17 protein-coding genes are annotated in these 17,189 nt (G+C 31.0%); 1 reads left to right on the forward strand and 16 read right to left on the reverse strand.

What is annotated here, in order from left to right; genetic code table 11:
* Nucleotides 1-106: 106 nt before the first annotated feature.
* Nucleotides 107-1,144: a polysaccharide lyase family 7 protein gene (locus tag M4I21_RS01555; protein ID WP_249557233.1), complete on the forward strand. Its 1,038-nt coding sequence runs from the start codon at nt 107-109 to the stop codon at nt 1,142-1,144.
* Nucleotides 1,145-1,160: 16 nt separating this feature from the next.
* On the opposite strand, the gene M4I21_RS01560 is transcribed toward M4I21_RS01555, so the two are convergent.
* The 16 genes from M4I21_RS01560 to M4I21_RS01635 form a co-directional block, all read right to left on the reverse strand.
* Nucleotides 1,161-2,903, reverse strand: a complete 1,743-nt coding sequence (locus M4I21_RS01560) for a hypothetical protein (RefSeq protein WP_249557235.1) — start codon at nt 2,901-2,903, stop codon at nt 1,161-1,163.
* A gap of 3 nt (nt 2,904-2,906) precedes the next feature.
* On the reverse strand, nt 2,907-3,344 hold the full coding sequence (locus M4I21_RS01565; protein WP_249557237.1) for a hypothetical protein: 438 nt from the start codon (nt 3,342-3,344) through the stop codon (nt 2,907-2,909).
* On the reverse strand, nt 3,341-4,585 hold the full coding sequence (locus M4I21_RS01570; protein ID WP_249557239.1) for a restriction endonuclease subunit S: 1,245 nt from the start codon (nt 4,583-4,585) through the stop codon (nt 3,341-3,343). The genes M4I21_RS01565 and M4I21_RS01570 overlap by 4 nt, the downstream gene beginning before the upstream one ends.
* Nucleotides 4,578-6,203, reverse strand: a complete 1,626-nt coding sequence (locus M4I21_RS01575) for an HsdM family class I SAM-dependent methyltransferase (protein WP_249557241.1) — start codon at nt 6,201-6,203, stop codon at nt 4,578-4,580. The genes M4I21_RS01570 and M4I21_RS01575 overlap by 8 nt, the downstream gene beginning before the upstream one ends.
* A gap of 93 nt (nt 6,204-6,296) precedes the next feature.
* Nucleotides 6,297-6,647, reverse strand: coding sequence for a four helix bundle protein (locus tag M4I21_RS01580; protein WP_249557243.1), 351 nt, complete (start codon nt 6,645-6,647; stop codon nt 6,297-6,299).
* 28 nt (nt 6,648-6,675) lie between these two features.
* Nucleotides 6,676-7,647, reverse strand: a complete 972-nt coding sequence (locus tag M4I21_RS01585) for a virulence RhuM family protein/type II toxin-antitoxin system death-on-curing family toxin (protein WP_249557245.1) — start codon at nt 7,645-7,647, stop codon at nt 6,676-6,678.
* 57 nt (nt 7,648-7,704) lie between these two features.
* Complete coding sequence (locus tag M4I21_RS01590; protein WP_249557246.1) at nt 7,705-10,773, reverse strand: type I restriction endonuclease subunit R; 3,069 nt, start codon at nt 10,771-10,773, stop codon at nt 7,705-7,707.
* 405 nt (nt 10,774-11,178) lie between these two features.
* On the reverse strand, nt 11,179-12,147 hold the full coding sequence (locus tag M4I21_RS01595; protein WP_249557248.1) for a hypothetical protein: 969 nt from the start codon (nt 12,145-12,147) through the stop codon (nt 11,179-11,181).
* A gap of 226 nt (nt 12,148-12,373) precedes the next feature.
* Nucleotides 12,374-12,595 carry a hypothetical protein gene (locus M4I21_RS01600; RefSeq protein WP_249557250.1) on the reverse strand — a complete coding sequence of 74 codons (222 nt, stop codon included), beginning with the start codon at nt 12,593-12,595 and terminating at the stop codon, nt 12,374-12,376.
* Nucleotides 12,596-12,744: 149 nt separating this feature from the next.
* Complete coding sequence (locus M4I21_RS01605; protein ID WP_249557255.1) at nt 12,745-13,596, reverse strand: universal stress protein; 852 nt, start codon at nt 13,594-13,596, stop codon at nt 12,745-12,747.
* Nucleotides 13,597-13,745: 149 nt separating this feature from the next.
* Nucleotides 13,746-14,594 carry a universal stress protein gene (locus tag M4I21_RS01610; protein WP_249557257.1) on the reverse strand — a complete coding sequence of 283 codons (849 nt, stop codon included), beginning with the start codon at nt 14,592-14,594 and terminating at the stop codon, nt 13,746-13,748.
* A gap of 84 nt (nt 14,595-14,678) precedes the next feature.
* Nucleotides 14,679-15,575, reverse strand: coding sequence for a 3-hydroxyacyl-CoA dehydrogenase (locus M4I21_RS01615; RefSeq protein WP_249557258.1), 897 nt, complete (start codon nt 15,573-15,575; stop codon nt 14,679-14,681).
* Between the two features lie 38 nt (nt 15,576-15,613).
* Nucleotides 15,614-15,979: an arsenate reductase family protein gene (locus M4I21_RS01620; protein ID WP_249557260.1), complete on the reverse strand. Its 366-nt coding sequence runs from the start codon at nt 15,977-15,979 to the stop codon at nt 15,614-15,616.
* Nucleotides 15,980-16,008: 29 nt separating this feature from the next.
* Entirely contained in the window at nt 16,009-16,203 is a 195-nt protein-coding gene (locus tag M4I21_RS01625) for a hypothetical protein (RefSeq protein ID WP_249557262.1), read from the reverse strand.
* A gap of 24 nt (nt 16,204-16,227) precedes the next feature.
* A complete protein-coding gene (locus tag M4I21_RS01630; RefSeq protein WP_249557263.1) occupies nt 16,228-16,686 on the reverse strand; it encodes a hypothetical protein in 459 nt (152 codons plus the stop codon).
* A gap of 157 nt (nt 16,687-16,843) precedes the next feature.
* Nucleotides 16,844-17,155 carry a hypothetical protein gene (locus tag M4I21_RS01635; protein WP_249557265.1) on the reverse strand — a complete coding sequence of 104 codons (312 nt, stop codon included), beginning with the start codon at nt 17,153-17,155 and terminating at the stop codon, nt 16,844-16,846.
* Between the last annotated feature and the right edge of the window lie 34 nt (nt 17,156-17,189).

A 17,189-nucleotide genomic window follows, 5' to 3' on the forward strand; every position in this document is an offset into this window, starting at 1 on the left:
TAAAATTTCACTATTTTAAATAGTTGTTTGTCTAGTTCTATAAAAATTAAACAGCTACTCCCCTATTTTATAGTATATTACAGCTTAACATATTATAATATTGTTTATGCACGGAAACAATACCCCAACCAAACACCTAAATTTTAGGTGCACAATTCTATGTCTCCTTATTTTTGGTTGCACTTTTTTTATCTCTTCTTGTAGTTCTAATGATGATTCTTCAGAAAAACAGAAAGAAAACACAGAAACAACCCAAACAGAAAACGAAGAAGAAAATACGACTACTGCTACTGATACTGCCAATGGTTTAGATGCTAATGTTGCACCCTCAGCAAACTTTAATCTTACGACCTGGAATATTAGTATTCCTATAGATAAAGATGGCAACAACAAAGCAGATACCGTTAAAGAAGACGAATTAAATAACGGCTATCAAAACTCAAATTACTTTTATACGGGTACCAATGGCGGAATGGTGTTTAAATGTCCTGTAGCAGGCTATAAAACTTCTGAAAACACAAAATATACGAGAACAGAACTACGTGAAATGCTACGTGCTGGCAACACCAACATAGAGACACAGGGTATTACTAAAAACAATTGGGTTTTTGGTAGTGCTCCGCAAACAGATATAGACAATGCTGGTGGTTACGATGGCGAATTATATGCTACACTAGCCGTAAACCACGTTACCACTACTGGTGACGATGACCAAGTAGGAAGAGTTATTATTGGCCAAATACACGCTAATAATGACGAGCCGCTACGTATATACTACCGTAAACTACCCAACAATACTTTGGGTAGCATTTATATAGCGCATGAAGAAAATGCTGCTGCCGAAACCTATTATGAGCTTATAGGTAGCCGTTCTAAAAGTGCTACCAACCCAGAAGATGGTATTGTTTTAGATGAAAAATTTAGCTATACCGTAAAAGTCACAGGCAATAGCATGTGGGTTACCATTAACAGAGACGGCAAAGATGCTATTGAACAATTTGTAGCTATGACCAACAGCGGTTACGATGTTGGCGGACAATACATGTATTTTAAAGCAGGAGTCTACAACCAAAATAATAGCGGTACCGCTACAGATTATGTACAGGCTACTTTTTATAGCTTAAAGAGTGGGCATAGTAAGTAATTTATTATATGAAAAGTTATTTAGTAGATAATTTTCTAAACCCTTTAATAATTTGAAAAATAAAAACTCCCAAAATAATACGATGAAATAAATCTAAAAAATGGAGCAAAGCACTATCCAAATTACCATAAGTTGAAGTAAATTTTCTTGTTGGATTAAATAACTTCCAAAAAACTTCAAAATTGATGTAAAATTCACTAAAAGTTGTTTTTACTTCGTCCCAATTACTTGCTATTGCATAATCCATTTCTGTTGAGAATATTGGTACCATAATAAAATAAAAAAACAGTGTGATAAAAAAAATTATCCAAGTAGGTTTCCACCAACTTAATCCATAATTATTAGTTTGATTAACTGTCATTATTATCCTATCCCAACAACTATATTTCTTTCCTAATTTATTTAGTTCTTCTCTATATGCCTTTAACTCTCTTGCTTTAAATGTTAAACTATCAATTTGGTTACCATTTCTTATTAATGATTGCTTTAATTGCCTGTAAACTTCCCTCTTCCTTTTTGCAATTTTTAATTGATCTCCTAACCGATCTTGAATTTGTAACTTATCCTCATTAAACCAATCAACATTAGATGTATAGATCTCATTAAAAGAAGAATTATTAATTTCAATAAAATCAAATGAATTAAAATTAAATTCTATAAATTTAGTTTTGCCTAAGTCTGCATGAGCCAATAACATAGAACTCTTGGGAACTAAATCAGTTTTGAAATTAGTATTATCAGCCTCACATCTTTCAAATGTAATATCATTATAGTTTGTAAATTCTATTATAATTAGGCGCTTCAACTCTAATTGACTAAGAATCAATTTTAAATTTTGATTTACACCAGAAATATTTAACTTTCCAACTTTCCAACCACTAATTTTAATTACACCTTGTAAATTAGGAGTAATACTTAATGTTATTTTCTCTATTAATTTACCTAAACCATTAAAATCTACACCTTCTATAAATTTTGCCTCAGTTATGTATATCTCATTACAATAAGCTTCATTATTATTATTATTACTCGAGCGATCTCTGTTCTCTAGTGTAACTTTTTTATTAAATGTATCGCGATGAATAAATAAACCATTTAATCTACTTCCTTCTATTATAAAATCACCATTAAAAATATTGTCATTAAGAGTAAAACTATTAGGGCACTCAACATTCCAAAATTTAACCCAACTATCAACTTCACAATAAATAAGTGCTATATCTCCTTTAAAAGAAGTTATTCTTATATTTTTTAAAACCTTTACTTTGTTTAATCGTAATTCCAAATTACAATTACATATATCTAAAAGTTCTTTTATCCTACTTTCTTCTATTTTTAAACCTTGTTCAATTTTAGAATGTAGAACAGAAATAACTTCAAACTCTGAATTATTTTCAATTTTAATTCCTCTTTTAAAATTGCATTTATTAGTTATAACTAATTTTGACCCTACACAATTTTCAAAAACAATAGTTGTATTGTACGGACTAATATTAATTTGGGAATCTGATGAAATTACATTATTAAATGTTACGCCAGATTTAAAAATGCAATTTTTAAAAATCAACCCTGATTTTATATCTACATCTCGAAAAAATAATAACTTATCAAAAGTTACATTTTCAATAATACGTACATCCCAATTAAAATTACTTGAATCTATCCTAACTTCTTCTTCAACTACTATTTTACGATCAATTAAATGATCTTTCTGCAGTTCATTTATTAAGTTTGCGAATGTAAGCTTGATAGATTCCATATTTTACTTTTCTAATCCTGTTAACCAAGTCTTCAACTCATCAATAATAGCTGCATCTCTAACAGATTGAGTTGCAATATTACCTGGCGTAATTTCATCAACATTTATTTTAGTTTCTAACCATCCTAAAGATCGATTATAATTTTTATAAATATGCTGATAGGTAATCCCTTTTGTTCTACAACTACAAATAAGTATATCACATTTAGATGCAATCGTATCTATTTGTTTTATACACTCATCATCATCTCCTGCTGTATTAATACCGATAACTAACTTATTTACTTTTAATAGACCTATTGTATCTTTCCCAAAATCTGAAGTATCTAAACCAATTGTGTTGGGTATAGCGTATTTTCTTATTATCCAATCAGCTATTTGATTAATTTTTGTTGTCTTTCCCGTATTGCTTACTCCTTTTAAAATTATAATTCTTTTCATACAGTTTTATTATATTTAACATTATCCTCCGCAACCATACCTAACTGCTCCTCTACCGCACCAACACTAACCTGCCCATTCATTAACATAGGTAAGATCCAATCGCGAAGCTCTGAGAGTTTTTGGTTTTGTTCCCTATTTGAAACTATTTTATCTAAATTAGATTTGAAAAAATCATTTGCTTTTAATTGAATTTCATTTGTAGCTTTTAAAACTTTTAAATCATTTACATCTTTAGCACTTAAATGAGCTACGGTAGTTCTTGATACATTTTTCTCTCTTGCTTTTATATATGGTTCAATTGAAAATCTAGCTTGTATTTCTGAAATAGAATCTTCATTTGACCTTATTCTTAAACTCCTTTGATTTAAATAGCACCCTTCTTTATTCCAGTAATTAATATGAAAATTACCATCCATTCCTACTATTATGTCTCCTTTATTTAATTTGTACTTATCATCAACATCTTGGGTAGAATAATTAGAAATAGAACAATTTAAAATATCTCGAATTCTAATGACAGGTACTCCTTTTTCTTCGTCATTGAAAAGTTTAGTACTAAAAGGAAAGCCATATTGTAAATCCATCTCTTCAGTCAAAAACTTAACCTCCCAATCCTCAGGAATCTCACGTTTCAAGGCTTCATTAAAAACCATTTTACCACCAGACGATTTATAAGGTTTGCCATTAGCATCTGGAAAATCGAACTGTACAAACCAATAATCGTAAAGCGTTTTTGCCATCGCTTCTAATTCTTGGTTTATTTTGTTGTTAACTTCTATTTTGGCATCTAAATCGGAAAGGACTTTGGCTATTTGTTTTTGTTCTTCTTTTTTATGAATCTTTAAAGGAATAGAATTTAAATTATCTTTTGTTAGCTTTGGTTGAGCAGAACCCGTTACAAAAGGTTTAAAATTCATTAAATTAAGATAATAACATAGATATTTTGTACTATTACCTTCTTTAGCCCTAATTATATGAGCATGATTATTAACCCAAAATTTTCCATTAACTAAATTGCAAACGTTATTATTTTGTGATTTTAAATTTTCACCATCTTCAGCAACTAAGATATATTCACCATCAAATAAAAAATCATCAACGTAATCAATTATGCTTTGAGCACCATAATATGGATATATTTTCGCTATATCTTTTCTTTGCTTAGAGGATAAAGGCACTCGAATATTATCAAAATTTTCAGCAACCTCTTCAACAGTCGTAATTCTAAATTTAGTCATGCTTCAACCCTTTCAAATTATTCTGAATCTCTTTTTCCAAACTTTTAGACTCTGCAAATAAGCCTTCTAAATTGATTTCAAAAGCATTCATCTTAGTGGTAAACTCTTCCGCAGTAATATCTATATATTCAATTTTAACTTCAAAATACTGTCCTGCACTTAGGCTGTAGTTTTTGGCTTTAATATCGTCATAACTTACTACTACAGAAAAATCGTCTTTGGCTTCTTTGGCATTAAATACATCTATAATTTGTTGTTCTTCGGTTTCGCTTAATACCGTTTTTTGGTTTCTACCTTCTTTTACTTTGGTTCCTAAATTAGAGGCATCTACCAACACCACATCTTTAGTATTGGTTTTATCTAAAAACAAAATACTTACGTTGGTTCCTGTGGTGGCGAATATGTTAGATGGCATAGAGACTACACCTGCTAGCATTTTACTTTCTACCAGTTTTTGCCTAATTTTTTTATCGATACCAGATTGTGCGGTAATAAAACCTGTTGGCACTACAATGGCTGCTTTACCCTTTGCGGTAAGGCTGTGCATAATGTGCTGTATAAACAACAGGTAAATAGCCATAGAGTCTTTCTTGGTTTTTGGAATATTTGGGATTCCTGCAAAAAAGCGTTCTTTATTGGCTTTGCTGTCTAAATCTGCGCTGTAATCGGAAAAATCTAGCTTAAATGGTGGATTAGAGACTATATAATCAAACTGTTCTAATTGTCCGTTATCTTGTTTGTGATACGGACTTAAAATGGTATTGCCTTGTATAATGTTTTGTATGGAATGTACCAGATTGTTTAAAATTAAATTTAAACGCAGTAAAGCCGATGATTTCTGAGAAATATCTTGCGAGTAAATGGTACACTTATCTTCGCCAATGGCGTGAGCAATACTCATTAACAGCGTTCCCGATCCGGCACTTGGGTCGTAACAGGTTGCATTGTTTACGTTAGTATCGGTTACCAAACAGGCTGCCATAATTTTTGCTACAGCGTGTGGCGTAAAATACTCCGCGTATTTACCGCCACTATTGGTATTGTAATCTTTAATTAAATACTCGAAAATAGCTGCAAAAAAATCAAACTTCTGCGTGAATATATGCTCAAAACTAAAACCAACCAATTTGTTTACTAAGGCTTTACAAAAGGCATCTTTATTATCGGTAACATATTTACTTAAGTTTTCAAACAACACCACTTTTTCACCTCCTTGTGAAAGTACCGAAAATATATCGATATTATCTTTGGCTACGCTTACTAAGGTTTCATCAAAAATATCAGCAAAATCATCTTTGTTTTGTTGTTCAAATAAACGCGACAATAAGTTTTTGGGTGCAATACTCGCAGTGTTTTCGCTTATTTGCATGGTTAGCATTTCTAGATCATCATCGGAAAACTTTTTAAGAGCTTCGTCAAAATTATCTGCTTTTGCTAAATCTGGTTCTAACTGTTTTAACTCGTAAACGTATTTATCGTTTAAGAATTTATATAGAAAGACTTGGGTTATTATTTTAAATTCGTTTCCGTCATTTCCTAAACCGTAATTGGCACAAACGCTTTTTAAGTCGTCTATGAGTGCTTTGGTTTGGGTTTCAAATTGTGCTGTGCTTGTCATATATTCAATTATGAATTTTTAATTATGAATTACGGATTCAATTAGGAATGTTCAAGTCGTAATTCCTAATTCTCCCTTCTTCATTCGTAATTTTTAATTGTTTCTTATTGTTTTTTGGATGCTTCCAATAATCCGTAATAGTTCTTCAATATCAATTAAAAGTGGTTCACTTTGTTGTTTTGTCAAATAGTTTGTATCGGTTAACAATCGTATCCAATATTTAGATTCTCTGGCTTCTTTATATGAAATAGTGAGTTTTGCATAAAAATCTTTTCTACTTTGACCGCCAATAGCTTCTTCTATATTTGCACCTACCGATGTTCCGGAACGCAATAATTGTTTACTCAAAATAAACTCTTTCTTTTCATCTTGAAGAACTTTACAAATATTCACAATTTTAATTGCGAAAGCATACGACTTAGTTTGTACAATATTCTCTTTCATTTAATTCCTAATTCCTAATTGAACATTCTTAATTGTCTTTATTTCTGTTTAACACACTAATTACTAAACGTGCTACCGTTTGCATTTCTTCTGGTTTGCTAGAAGCTATAAATAGTGTTAAACTGGCTAATGTATCGTTACTAATTATGGGTTGCTGCTCACTATTAAACAACATGTTGTTTTGTTGCAAAAACTTTAAAAAACAAGCTGCTGCAATACGCTTGTTACCATCTACAAACGAGTGGTTTTTTACTACAAAATATAAAAGCATGGTTGCTTTTTCTTCTAAACTTGGGTAAAAATCGTCGTCCCCAAATCCTTTTGCTATTTGCGCCACAGAACTCTCAAAGCTTTTATCTTTTTCTTTACCAAAAACATCAGAATCGAACTCCGTGAGCATTTGGTTGATTATTTCCTGATAATCGTTTAAACTTGGGTAATTGGCTTCTTTTGTCGTTAAACCTTTAGCATCTAGCTCTTCATGATCATAATCATCTAACAAGCTTAAACCTTTAGCAAAGGTCTCTAAGATTATAGTGTCTGATGCTTTATCTTCTATTGCTTTACTTACTGTTCTGGTTAAAATATGAATCCCGTCTTTTAGTAATTTTACTTCTTGTTCTTTTTGCTCTAAACGTTTTTCATTAAGCGCATAGCCTTTAATGAGATAGTCTTTTAAAATACTATTTGCCCATATTCTAAATTGTGTTCCTCTTTGAGATTTAACTCTATAACCTACGGATATTATTACATCAAGATTATAATGTTCTGTTTGATATGTTTTACCATCTAAAGCAGTTGTCGCAAATTTTGCGACAACTGAATCCTTACTTAACTCCCGTTCTTTAAAGACATTGTTTATATGCTTACCAATAGTTTTAACATCTCTATCGAACAAGGTAACGAGTTGGTTTCTATTTAACCAAACCGTTTCGTTATCAAATTGAACAGAAACTTCTACTTGATTGCCTTTAGCTAGAAATATTTTTATTTCACTCATTTCACTTTATTATTGAACTATTAAGGATTTCTTAATAGTTGCTTTTTCACGCTTCAATTATGCAACGTTACCGTTATATTCGTTCATGTATTCTTTTACAATAATGCTATTAATACGCCTAACGTCGGTAGTATTAATGTCTATTTTTTGTTCTTTTTTAAATTGGCTCACTACTAAACGCATCATCATTTTTTCTACATAACTTTCGTTTTCTAAAATTTTAGAGTTTTGCTGAATTTCAGTATCTACTGCTGTTTTCAATCCTTTTAGGGCATCAAATAATTTGCGTTCACTATCGGTTAATGGATCTTTTTCCATTAATCGTTTATGGATGCGTGCATATTTAGCATCGTAATCGTATTTCGCTTTTAGTAACTGATTTTCGCGCTCTAGTTTTTTAGCTTTATCATAAATGGCATTTAACGCTTTTATGTTGGCTTCCATTTCTTCCTTGGTAACCTCGCTTAAATTCTTCTTCTTAAACAAGCGTTCTAGTTCTTCTTTAAGCGATATAAAACTAGGATCTTTCTGGTCAAAATTTCCTGCTAACATTTCTCGGGTTTTACCCAACGTGTTTTTCAACTCGTCTGCCAATACCATTTCTTCTTCCTTCACTTTGGTAAAAGCGAAAATAACATCTTCTAAAGCGGTATTTAAAATGTTCTCGGTATCAACATTATTTTCTAATGCTATTCTGGTGTTTATTAATGCTAATCTATCATTAGTTAATCGTGCTAAAACAGAAAGTGCTCTAAAGTCTAATTTTTCTAGTAATTCAAAATTACCAGATAAACGGATTAGGTTATATAACTCTTTAGAATTGTTTAAGGCTTTAGCTATCTGGCGTATTTCCGTACGATCATTAATTTCAGAAATCTGATCTCCGAAAATAGTCGCATTTTCGGTATTAAATTTGAAAAGAACATCTTTTATTTCTTCAATCTCCTGTTTTATTTCCTCTGGTTTTTTAAACAGATTAGAATAATGCTGCATTTCATCTCCCAGCTCACTTTGCAACTCGTTAAAATAATCTTGATTGGTTTTATCGAACTCTTTTTGGATGTCTGCAAAATCAACTACAAAACCATATTTATGTGCCTTATAAGTTCTATTAACACGTGTAAGTGTTTGTAATAAGTTATGTGATTTAATTTTTCTACCTATGTAGAGCTTCTTTAAACGTTTGGCATCAAAACCAGTAAGTAACATATTATATACAAATAGTAAATCGAGTTTACCTGCTTTAAAATCGGATACCCAATCTCTTCGGTCTTGCTTAGTACCAATATCATGTAAAATAACTTGTGCTGTATTTACTTTACTCTCCTCTTTCTTTTTGCTACCATAACTCGCAGGTTCTTCTGCTGCAGAATTCAATAAAGATGCTTTTTTATCAGCATAAGTTTCTTCAAAAATGTCATACATCATTTTAGCTTGGTCAGACGAATCGCAAACTACCATACCACCAATGCTATTATCATTCATAGAAATTCTAGCTTGCTCCATATCTTTTACAATATAGTCTAGCATAGGTTCTACAAAACGATGATCGGCAAAGAGTTTTTTCTTATCAATATTACCTTGTAATACTTTAATATTTTCTAAAGCTTCTTGTAATACCAACTTATAATTGGTTTCAATTTCTTCACGGATTAATCGTAAAGTGTAACCATCTTTAATAGATAGGTTGTAGTAGTATTTATGAATATAATCACCAAATAAGGTTTTAGAATTATATTCTGAACCCAACAATGGTGTTCCTGTTAATCCTATTTTAATGGAATGTTTATCGGCTAATTCTAAATTAGCTAAAAAACTACCTTTTGGATTATAACTACGGTGAACTTCATCTAAAAAGAAAACACGCTGTATGCTTAAATTGTAATCGTTGTTTTTAATAACATCGGGATCGTCTTTAAACTTCTGGATATTTACAACCGTTATTTCTGCTTGACCAGAATTATTATGGATAACTTGGGTCGATTTAATATCCTTACTAAAAGCATCTCTGCTATCTATGGTGTGTACTTTTAAACCACGCGCATTAAATTCTTTTGCCGCTTGTACTAACAAATCTATGCGATCAACAATAAAGTAGAACTTAGGTATAATGGTTTTCTGCTGAAAGTAATGCGTTAAATGCTTAACATTAAAAAATGCTAGGGCTGTTTTACCAGAACCTTGCGTATGCCAAATAATTCCTTTTTTAATACCGTTTTCCAACTTGTTTTCTATCGCTTTGGTAGCAAATAGTTGTGGATAACGCATAATGTGTTTTTCTAAACCTTTTTCTTCTTCAACATAAGCAAAAGCATATCGTAATATAAATTTTAAACGATCGCGTTGAAATAAGGATGTTGAAATAGAATTGGTTGCTTTATTTGGATCTTTATTAGATTGATATTCCTTTGAATTTTTAATACTTAAAAGATTGGTATCTTTTAAAACAAAGATTTCATCCTCTTCTGAAAGCGGTTTTAGTATCGTATTTAAATCAAAGGTTTCTTCTTCCCTAAAATAATTGAATATTGGTTTTCTGTAATTTGTAGTACTATAAAATGCACCTTCTAGCATTTGGGTATCATCCTCACTATACTCCATGTTGTTAGAAAACACCATAAGTTGTGTTAGGTTGATGAATTTTCGGAATTTCTTATTCTGAAAACGACGCTGCATTCTATTGTGTTCATCACGAACACCATTTCTATTGTTCGGCTTTTTAACTTCAATAAAAACCAAAGGCATTCCATTAATTAAAAGAATAATATCTGGTCTAAAGGTTTCATCGTCTTTTTTATAGGGTAATTCTGTAACGACGTGAAATGAGTTATTATCAAAATTTTCAAAATCAATAAGCTTAATGCCCGATTGATCTATGAGTTTATTGTAAAAAGCGCGACCTAAATCTTCATATTCTAATGAAATAGAAATATCATCATATACTTTTTGAATATCCTTTTCTGATAAATTAGAATTTATCTTTTGAATACGCTCTTTAAAAATAGCAGTAAAAATATTCGTATTCTCGTCCCATTGAGCTCCTTTCAAAGAAAGGTATGTATAACCCAATTGAATTAAATGAAGTATTGACGGAATTTTAACTCTGGAATCCTCGTTATGAATCATTAATTTATTTATTTAATGCACTAAAAGAGCTAATTGTATAAGCTCTAAAGATATCTAATTTATCTAAATTCTTACTCGTAAATATCCTAAAAAACAATACGGCTTCTTTACGTTTTTCCGTAATGCTCTATAAAAAAATAATACAACGCTATATAAAATTAACCACTGTTATTTAACGCAATAACAAGTGTAACTGTAAATGCGGATGATTTTTAGTTTTAAGCAAGAAATGTAAATCTATTTTAGATAAGACAAGCCCATTAATGTATAGTTGGGTACAAATACGTTATAGTTGGGAACCTTATACCCACAATTGTCTTTTTATCCTTTTAAAAAGCTACAAAATGTAGTAAACAAAAAAAAGCCATTACAATAGTTTGCAATGGCTTTTTATAATGTGTTGTTCTATAATTTAATTTCCTTAGTTATTAATTTATACTCGCCAGAATCTGAAAACTCACTATAAGTAACCTTAATAATATTAGGGCTTACTATTTTTAGCATATCTTCTTTTTGAACAGTATCAAAAATATTCCTGTTTACAAATAAAGGATCTATAATTTCTGGTTTATAATAATTATTCGCATTTATTACTCTTAGAGCTGAATTTCTTCTACCAGAAGAATAAACTAATATATCATCTGATCCATCATTATTTAAATCTCCTAAAGTAGATAACTCACTCATACTTGAGTTCACCGTAATTGGCCAAATATTTTTATTAGAAAAATGTATTACAGCCTTAGTTCCTCCAATGTACTCATCTTGTAATAAGTACAATTCTCCTTCTTCTAGTTTGCTCTCATCAAATATATAATCGGAATCTAATAACCTTTTAGGATCAACGATCCAAGCATATTCTTTTTCGCCATCTCCATTAAAATCACCTTGTATTTTTTTAGCCTTATTAATTTCTTCTTTTTTAAAATTAATATCACTTGTAACTAAATCGTTCTCTTCAATAATTTTCCATTCATTAGCTACTTTTTTAAACACTAAATAGGATGGATAATCTTTATCTATAGAATTTACGGTCACCTTTTTTAAGAATGATATTTTAATTTTATTATTAATTAAATCCTTATAAACTTCACTAATTTCTATATCTAGTTGTTTAAAGTCTTTATACTGATCAAATAAAGTTGACTTGTCGTTTCTTATGTACTCTTGTGATTTTTCTTTTCCATAATAATTAACTGTCGTATTATATTGGTTTGCTAAACTATTTAGATCTTTAGTATTATGATTCTGATTCCAAATTTTTAATACTTTTAAAATTTCAATTTTATCATCTAAAACCTTCTCACTTTCTTTACAGTTATAAAGACAAAGAGATAAAATAAGTATAATTATTAATGTCGGTTGTTTGGTCATTTGTTTGAGTGGTTTAAGCTTTATGAACGTCTTGCTTTTTTAATTGTTGTAAGTAAATAGCCTAATTTAAAAAATATAAGAAAATGGATTAACTATCATAATTGACAAGTATAACAAATGTATTTGTAAGAATTATCAAACGTAAACCATAACACTAATTGTTATTGTAGTAAAAAAAAAGCCATTACAATAGTTTGCAATGGCTTTTTATAATGTGTTTGTTGTATTACTCTACAATCTCGTAATCTATATCTAGTTTACGCAATGCTCTTAAGGCAGAACCTGTGTTTTTATCTTCTATTTCTATGTCTACGGCATCGCCTTCTAAAAGTATTTCTGTTAACTCATTAGCCAAGGAGCCATCTACATCTGAAATTTCTGTTATGCATTTGGCTATGGCTCTTTTATCTGGTCTTTGAGCATCACAAGATAATAGGTTTATTTTCATAATTGTATTTTATAATTGTACCAGCTGTACGTAATGTTTCTGTGTTTGACACAATTTAGTCAATAAAAAGTAAAATTGAGATACGCTTTGCTCTTAAAAGCAAAAAAAGCCCAAAAAGGGCTTTTTAAGACTATAGTTATGGGGTTGCTTTAGTTTTTTATAGTATGTAATGCCAATATGGGTACATTGGTATTATTACCCAACTCTTTTACCATTGGGTTAGAGAATATACTACCAAAAAAATTGTGCTTTTTGTTTACAAAAGCTATCATACCACTATCTCTACTCTGTACAAAAGAGCGTACACCGTTATGCAAATTTTGATTGTATAATTTATGATGTGTGAATATAGCGGGTGCTAATATCTGATTTAAAACGGCTTTATTTTCTATTTGTTGGTTGCTAAATTCCAAGTCTTTCTGAATATACAATACGCGTATTGCTGCACTGGCTAACTTAGCAATCTCTAGTAAAGTTGCCAATTCTGCCTCTTTATAGGTGGTTTTAAAACTGGTAGGAAACACAATTTCGGCCGCTACTTTATAGGTAATATGTCCAGGAATGGCTAGTACTGGACAAGCTCTAATTTTTTCCATTGCTACTACGGCATTACTACCTAAAATTAGATGTTTGCTGTCTGTTTCTCCTCTTGTACCCATAAGTACCAAAGCAATATCTTTACTTTTAATGGTCTCTTTTAGGTTGTCTGTGAGGTCGCCAATTTCTATAAGGTACTCAAATGTATGGTTGGTATTTTTAGTGTTAAATGGAGGTTGTGTTTTTAACGCTTCCATCTTTTTTTCTGCTTCTTCTTTGGCTTCCGTTACCGTTTGGTCTACATTATCTACACTTAAGAGGTTGCTTTTTGCATACCCTGGAACATAACAAGAGTGCAGTACAAAAAACTGACATTCCTCCTCTTTGTAAAGCTGAGTAGCATACTGTATGGCGTTATTAGAATTTGCTGAAAAATCTGTGGGTAATAGTATTCTTTTTTTCATAATAACTATAGTTTTAAAATTGATTAAAAATTGAATGTAACGCCTATAAAATACTATTGCAAACGTGCATAAATTAATGAAACCGAATGCACATCAACCTATATAAAAAACCTACGCTTTGTGTTTACTACCGTAAAACTGCTTATAAGTTAGTAACGACTAATGTTTTGCAGTACCAAAAATGGTATTTTAATTTGCAGTCCAATATCCTCTATGGTAGAGCTATATAGTATGTTTTCTAGATATGAGTGTCTGCGGTTTACCATTACTAACATATCTATATTTTGATCTGCTATGGTATTATTTATACTTGCTGTTATGTCTTTCCCAGCGGTTTTTAAATTAGTACATCTATTCTCTTTAAATGAGCTATCTAAAAACATTTTATTGTCTAACTGCCTGTGCGACGATGGTTTAAAATCTGACACATACAAGAAATTTACAGCTGCACCATAGTTTTTTGCCAAGGTGCTTACCAACTTTAACTCTCTGCGTTTATAGGCTAACATATAATCTGTAGGAAAGAGTATATTTTTAGGATACTCTCTGTGGTACGTTACAGGTATTGCTAAAACCGGACATTCTACATATTTTATAACTTGTAAGGTGTTGCTACCAAAGGTAATGTTACGGTCGTTTGTTTTGCCTTTAGTGCCCATAACTACCAAGTCTGCATTTTGTTTGTCTACAATTTGGTTTATCTCATCTACCAAGCTACCAAAACTAGCAGTGTACGTATATTTATGCTTTGGGTTAGGAGAAACTTCTAATATTTCTGCAACTTCTTTTTGTAATGCTTTTTCTATTTTTTGCTGATAGGCATCTTTATATTCATCAAAATCGTCCCTATCCAATGTAGTCGTATTTTTATATACTTCATCTGCATAGGCGTGCAGTATAGTAATTTCACTTATATCATGCTTAAATAAATGTACGGCATACATTATGGCATTCATAGATGTTTCTGAGAAATCTGTAGGAATTACTATTTTTTTCATCTTGATGGATTTGTTTTAATTATGCTCTAATTTAACCACTAATCACCAGATATAAAATGACTTATATCATATTTTAAAAATACCTTACGTTAAAAAGTCAGGGTTTTTATACGCCGGGTTTGGGTATTTGTAAAAGCCCTCTCCTGTAGAAACACCTAATTTATTTTTAGCTATATAATTCTCTTTTAGGAATTGTACTGTTTTTATTTTTAACTCATTCTTAGTCTTATCTGCTTCTATTTTATTAATATTATAGGCTGTTGTAATACCTACAACATCTAAAATACCAAAAGGACCTAAAGGAGCTCCAGTGGCTTTCATCCAAGTTTTGTCTATGGTTTTTGGATCTGCAACCTCACTAACCAATAAATCTGTTGCAGCAGTAAGCAATGGCACCAATAAGGAATTAAGAATGTATCCTGGTTGCTCTTTATGCAATGGCAAAGCTAGCATACCTATTGCTTTGGCAAATTCTACTACAGCAGCAAAAACCGTTGGGTCTGTGGTAGCGTGTCCCATAATTTCTGCCGTATTATGTATCCAAATGGTATTGGCAAAATGCAAGGCTATAAACTTTTCTGGTCTCCCAGTTGCCGCTGCAAACGTACTTGGTAAAAGTGTAGACGAATTGGTAGCAAAAACTGTTTTCTCTGGTGCTACTTTTGCTAATTTATGATAAAACTCTATTTTTATTTCAGGGTTTTCTGGTACCGCTTCTATGAGTAAATCGGCATTTTTTACTGCTATTTCTAAATCCGAGTTATAACTTAGGTTGTGAAACGTTTGATCTATCTGTTCTTGCGTTGCATTTAAATCTGTTTTAAAAGCAGTGCTCATAGTTTCAAATTTTGCTTTTGCTTTTTCTAAAACAGCATCATTTATATCGTAAACAGTTACGTTAAAGCCATAAAAAGCAGATTGAAAAGCTATTTGATATCCTAAAACTCCACTGCCTGCTACAGTTATATTCTTGAAATTCATTTGTATTATGTATTTGTAGTTACCACAAAACCAACATTCTAAATTTTAAGAATATCTGTTGGTGTTTCTATTAAAATGGTCATATCTCCTCTTAATACAATGGGTTGTTTCATTATATTAGGGTTGTGCTGTATCATTTTTATCCAATCGTTAGTAGATAAACTATGCGGCTCAAATTTAGAGGTATACGCTGGGTGGTGTTGGTTTACAAGATCTGAAACCGCTATATGCAACCGATCTGCCAATTCTATAATTTGTATTCCCGTAAGTTTTTCTTTTAAGATATCTACTTCATGTATAATATAACCCTCCGTTTTTGCATAGGCCAAAGTTTGTTTTGCTCTAACAGATTCGGAACTGTAATACATTGTAATTTGCCTATTAGACGTAGCTATTTCTCCCATATCTTTACATTCTACTTGTTATACATTTTTTATGTATGATGTTTTAATAACTCCTTTAACCCCTCTAAGTAGTCTTGTAATGCTTTTTTGTTTAAATGCGAACTATGGCCCTCTTTTAGTGTTATGGGCTCCTCATCTAAGTTGCGATACAGTTCCGGGTAATTGGTCTCTATCTCTGTTGTTAGGTCCGTAATTTCTTTTAAAATTTCATCTACACTTTTCATAAGTTTTAATTTTAAAATTACAACTTAATCTACCAAGTCCGTGTATTGTCTCACGAATTTTTCACCATCAATAATGTACTCTGTTATACCAAAAATTTCCTTTCTGTTTTTTCTAAAATCCTTTACAAAACGTGATAAATCATCTTCTAAAACACCGTGTTCTGCTCTAAACTTATGAGAATCATAGGCAAAAGGGTTTTCTTGTAGCTCTGCTAAGTGATGTAAATGCAGTGCAGTACGTTCTACTAAAGAGATACATTGTTTTTCTACATCCAACAGGCTAATTTCTAATTCTTTAACCAAATCTAAATTCTCTTTTTTAGAAATCCACATTAAATATTTTTCAATAAGTTCGTGTAAAAATCTTAAGTCGTCCTTATAAAACAAGAGGTCAGATTTCCAGTGTTCTGTTAATACGTATAACTCTTGCCAATTAGCTTCGTTAATATACTGATCTTTTGGTCTGTTTCTAAAATCGCTCATACTATTAATTTTTATAGTAAAAGTAGGGATGCAAGTTTGCTGATACTATGACTTAAGTCATTTGTAAAATAAAAAGAAGGCCGTAAATTATTCCGCTAGTAAAATAATTTATGTTGTATTAGGATGCACCTTATGCTTTTTTCATAAAAATAGAGCACTACCCTCCTTGTCCGTTTTCTAGATGTACAGAAAAATAATATTCTAGCAGAAAGAACAAAACACACAAACTACTATATACAATTAGTAGCAATTTTGATTTTCTTTTTTTATATATTGATAGGCTAAATGCAATTAAAAACACAGTAGTAAGTCCTAAATAGGCAGGAAATAAAATATCTTTACAGAACCTAGTGTAGGTAGTTAAATGTCCGTCTGGAAAGCCCAATGCAGCTAGTTTGTAGTAATAGAACAATGTTAATACTCCTGAAAAAACCAAACCTATTACCGCTAACCTATTCTTTAGTGCCATTTGTTTCGTTTTTAAAAATGTGTATCTATTTCAT

Origin of the sequence: Cellulophaga sp. 20_2_10 (genome assembly GCF_023476645.1) — a bacterium.
In the GTDB taxonomy this organism is placed as follows: domain Bacteria; phylum Bacteroidota; class Bacteroidia; order Flavobacteriales; family Flavobacteriaceae; genus Cellulophaga.

What these genes read in the sequence shown, in the direction of transcription:
- M4I21_RS01555 (WP_249557233.1), top strand. Translation starts at nt 107, where the DNA reads ATGCACGGAAACAATACCCCAACCAAACACCTAAATTTTAGGTGCACA.
- M4I21_RS01560 (WP_249557235.1), bottom strand. Translation starts at nt 2,903, where the DNA reads ATGGAATCTATCAAGCTTACATTCGCAAACTTAATAAATGAACTGCAG.
- M4I21_RS01565 (WP_249557237.1), bottom strand. Translation starts at nt 3,344, where the DNA reads ATGAAAAGAATTATAATTTTAAAAGGAGTAAGCAATACGGGAAAGACA.
- M4I21_RS01570 (WP_249557239.1), bottom strand. Translation starts at nt 4,585, where the DNA reads ATGACTAAATTTAGAATTACGACTGTTGAAGAGGTTGCTGAAAATTTT.
- M4I21_RS01575 (WP_249557241.1), bottom strand. Translation starts at nt 6,203, where the DNA reads ATGACAAGCACAGCACAATTTGAAACCCAAACCAAAGCACTCATAGAC.
- M4I21_RS01580 (WP_249557243.1), bottom strand. Translation starts at nt 6,647, where the DNA reads ATGAAAGAGAATATTGTACAAACTAAGTCGTATGCTTTCGCAATTAAA.
- M4I21_RS01585 (WP_249557245.1), bottom strand. Translation starts at nt 7,647, where the DNA reads ATGAGTGAAATAAAAATATTTCTAGCTAAAGGCAATCAAGTAGAAGTT.
- M4I21_RS01590 (WP_249557246.1), bottom strand. Translation starts at nt 10,773, where the DNA reads ATGATTCATAACGAGGATTCCAGAGTTAAAATTCCGTCAATACTTCAT.
- M4I21_RS01595 (WP_249557248.1), bottom strand. Translation starts at nt 12,147, where the DNA reads ATGACCAAACAACCGACATTAATAATTATACTTATTTTATCTCTTTGT.
- M4I21_RS01600 (WP_249557250.1), bottom strand. Translation starts at nt 12,595, where the DNA reads ATGAAAATAAACCTATTATCTTGTGATGCTCAAAGACCAGATAAAAGA.
- M4I21_RS01605 (WP_249557255.1), bottom strand. Translation starts at nt 13,596, where the DNA reads ATGAAAAAAAGAATACTATTACCCACAGATTTTTCAGCAAATTCTAAT.
- M4I21_RS01610 (WP_249557257.1), bottom strand. Translation starts at nt 14,594, where the DNA reads ATGAAAAAAATAGTAATTCCTACAGATTTCTCAGAAACATCTATGAAT.
- M4I21_RS01615 (WP_249557258.1), bottom strand. Translation starts at nt 15,575, where the DNA reads ATGAATTTCAAGAATATAACTGTAGCAGGCAGTGGAGTTTTAGGATAT.
- M4I21_RS01620 (WP_249557260.1), bottom strand. Translation starts at nt 15,979, where the DNA reads ATGGGAGAAATAGCTACGTCTAATAGGCAAATTACAATGTATTACAGT.
- M4I21_RS01625 (WP_249557262.1), bottom strand. Translation starts at nt 16,203, where the DNA reads ATGAAAAGTGTAGATGAAATTTTAAAAGAAATTACGGACCTAACAACA.
- M4I21_RS01630 (WP_249557263.1), bottom strand. Translation starts at nt 16,686, where the DNA reads ATGAGCGATTTTAGAAACAGACCAAAAGATCAGTATATTAACGAAGCT.
- M4I21_RS01635 (WP_249557265.1), bottom strand. Translation starts at nt 17,155, where the DNA reads ATGGCACTAAAGAATAGGTTAGCGGTAATAGGTTTGGTTTTTTCAGGA.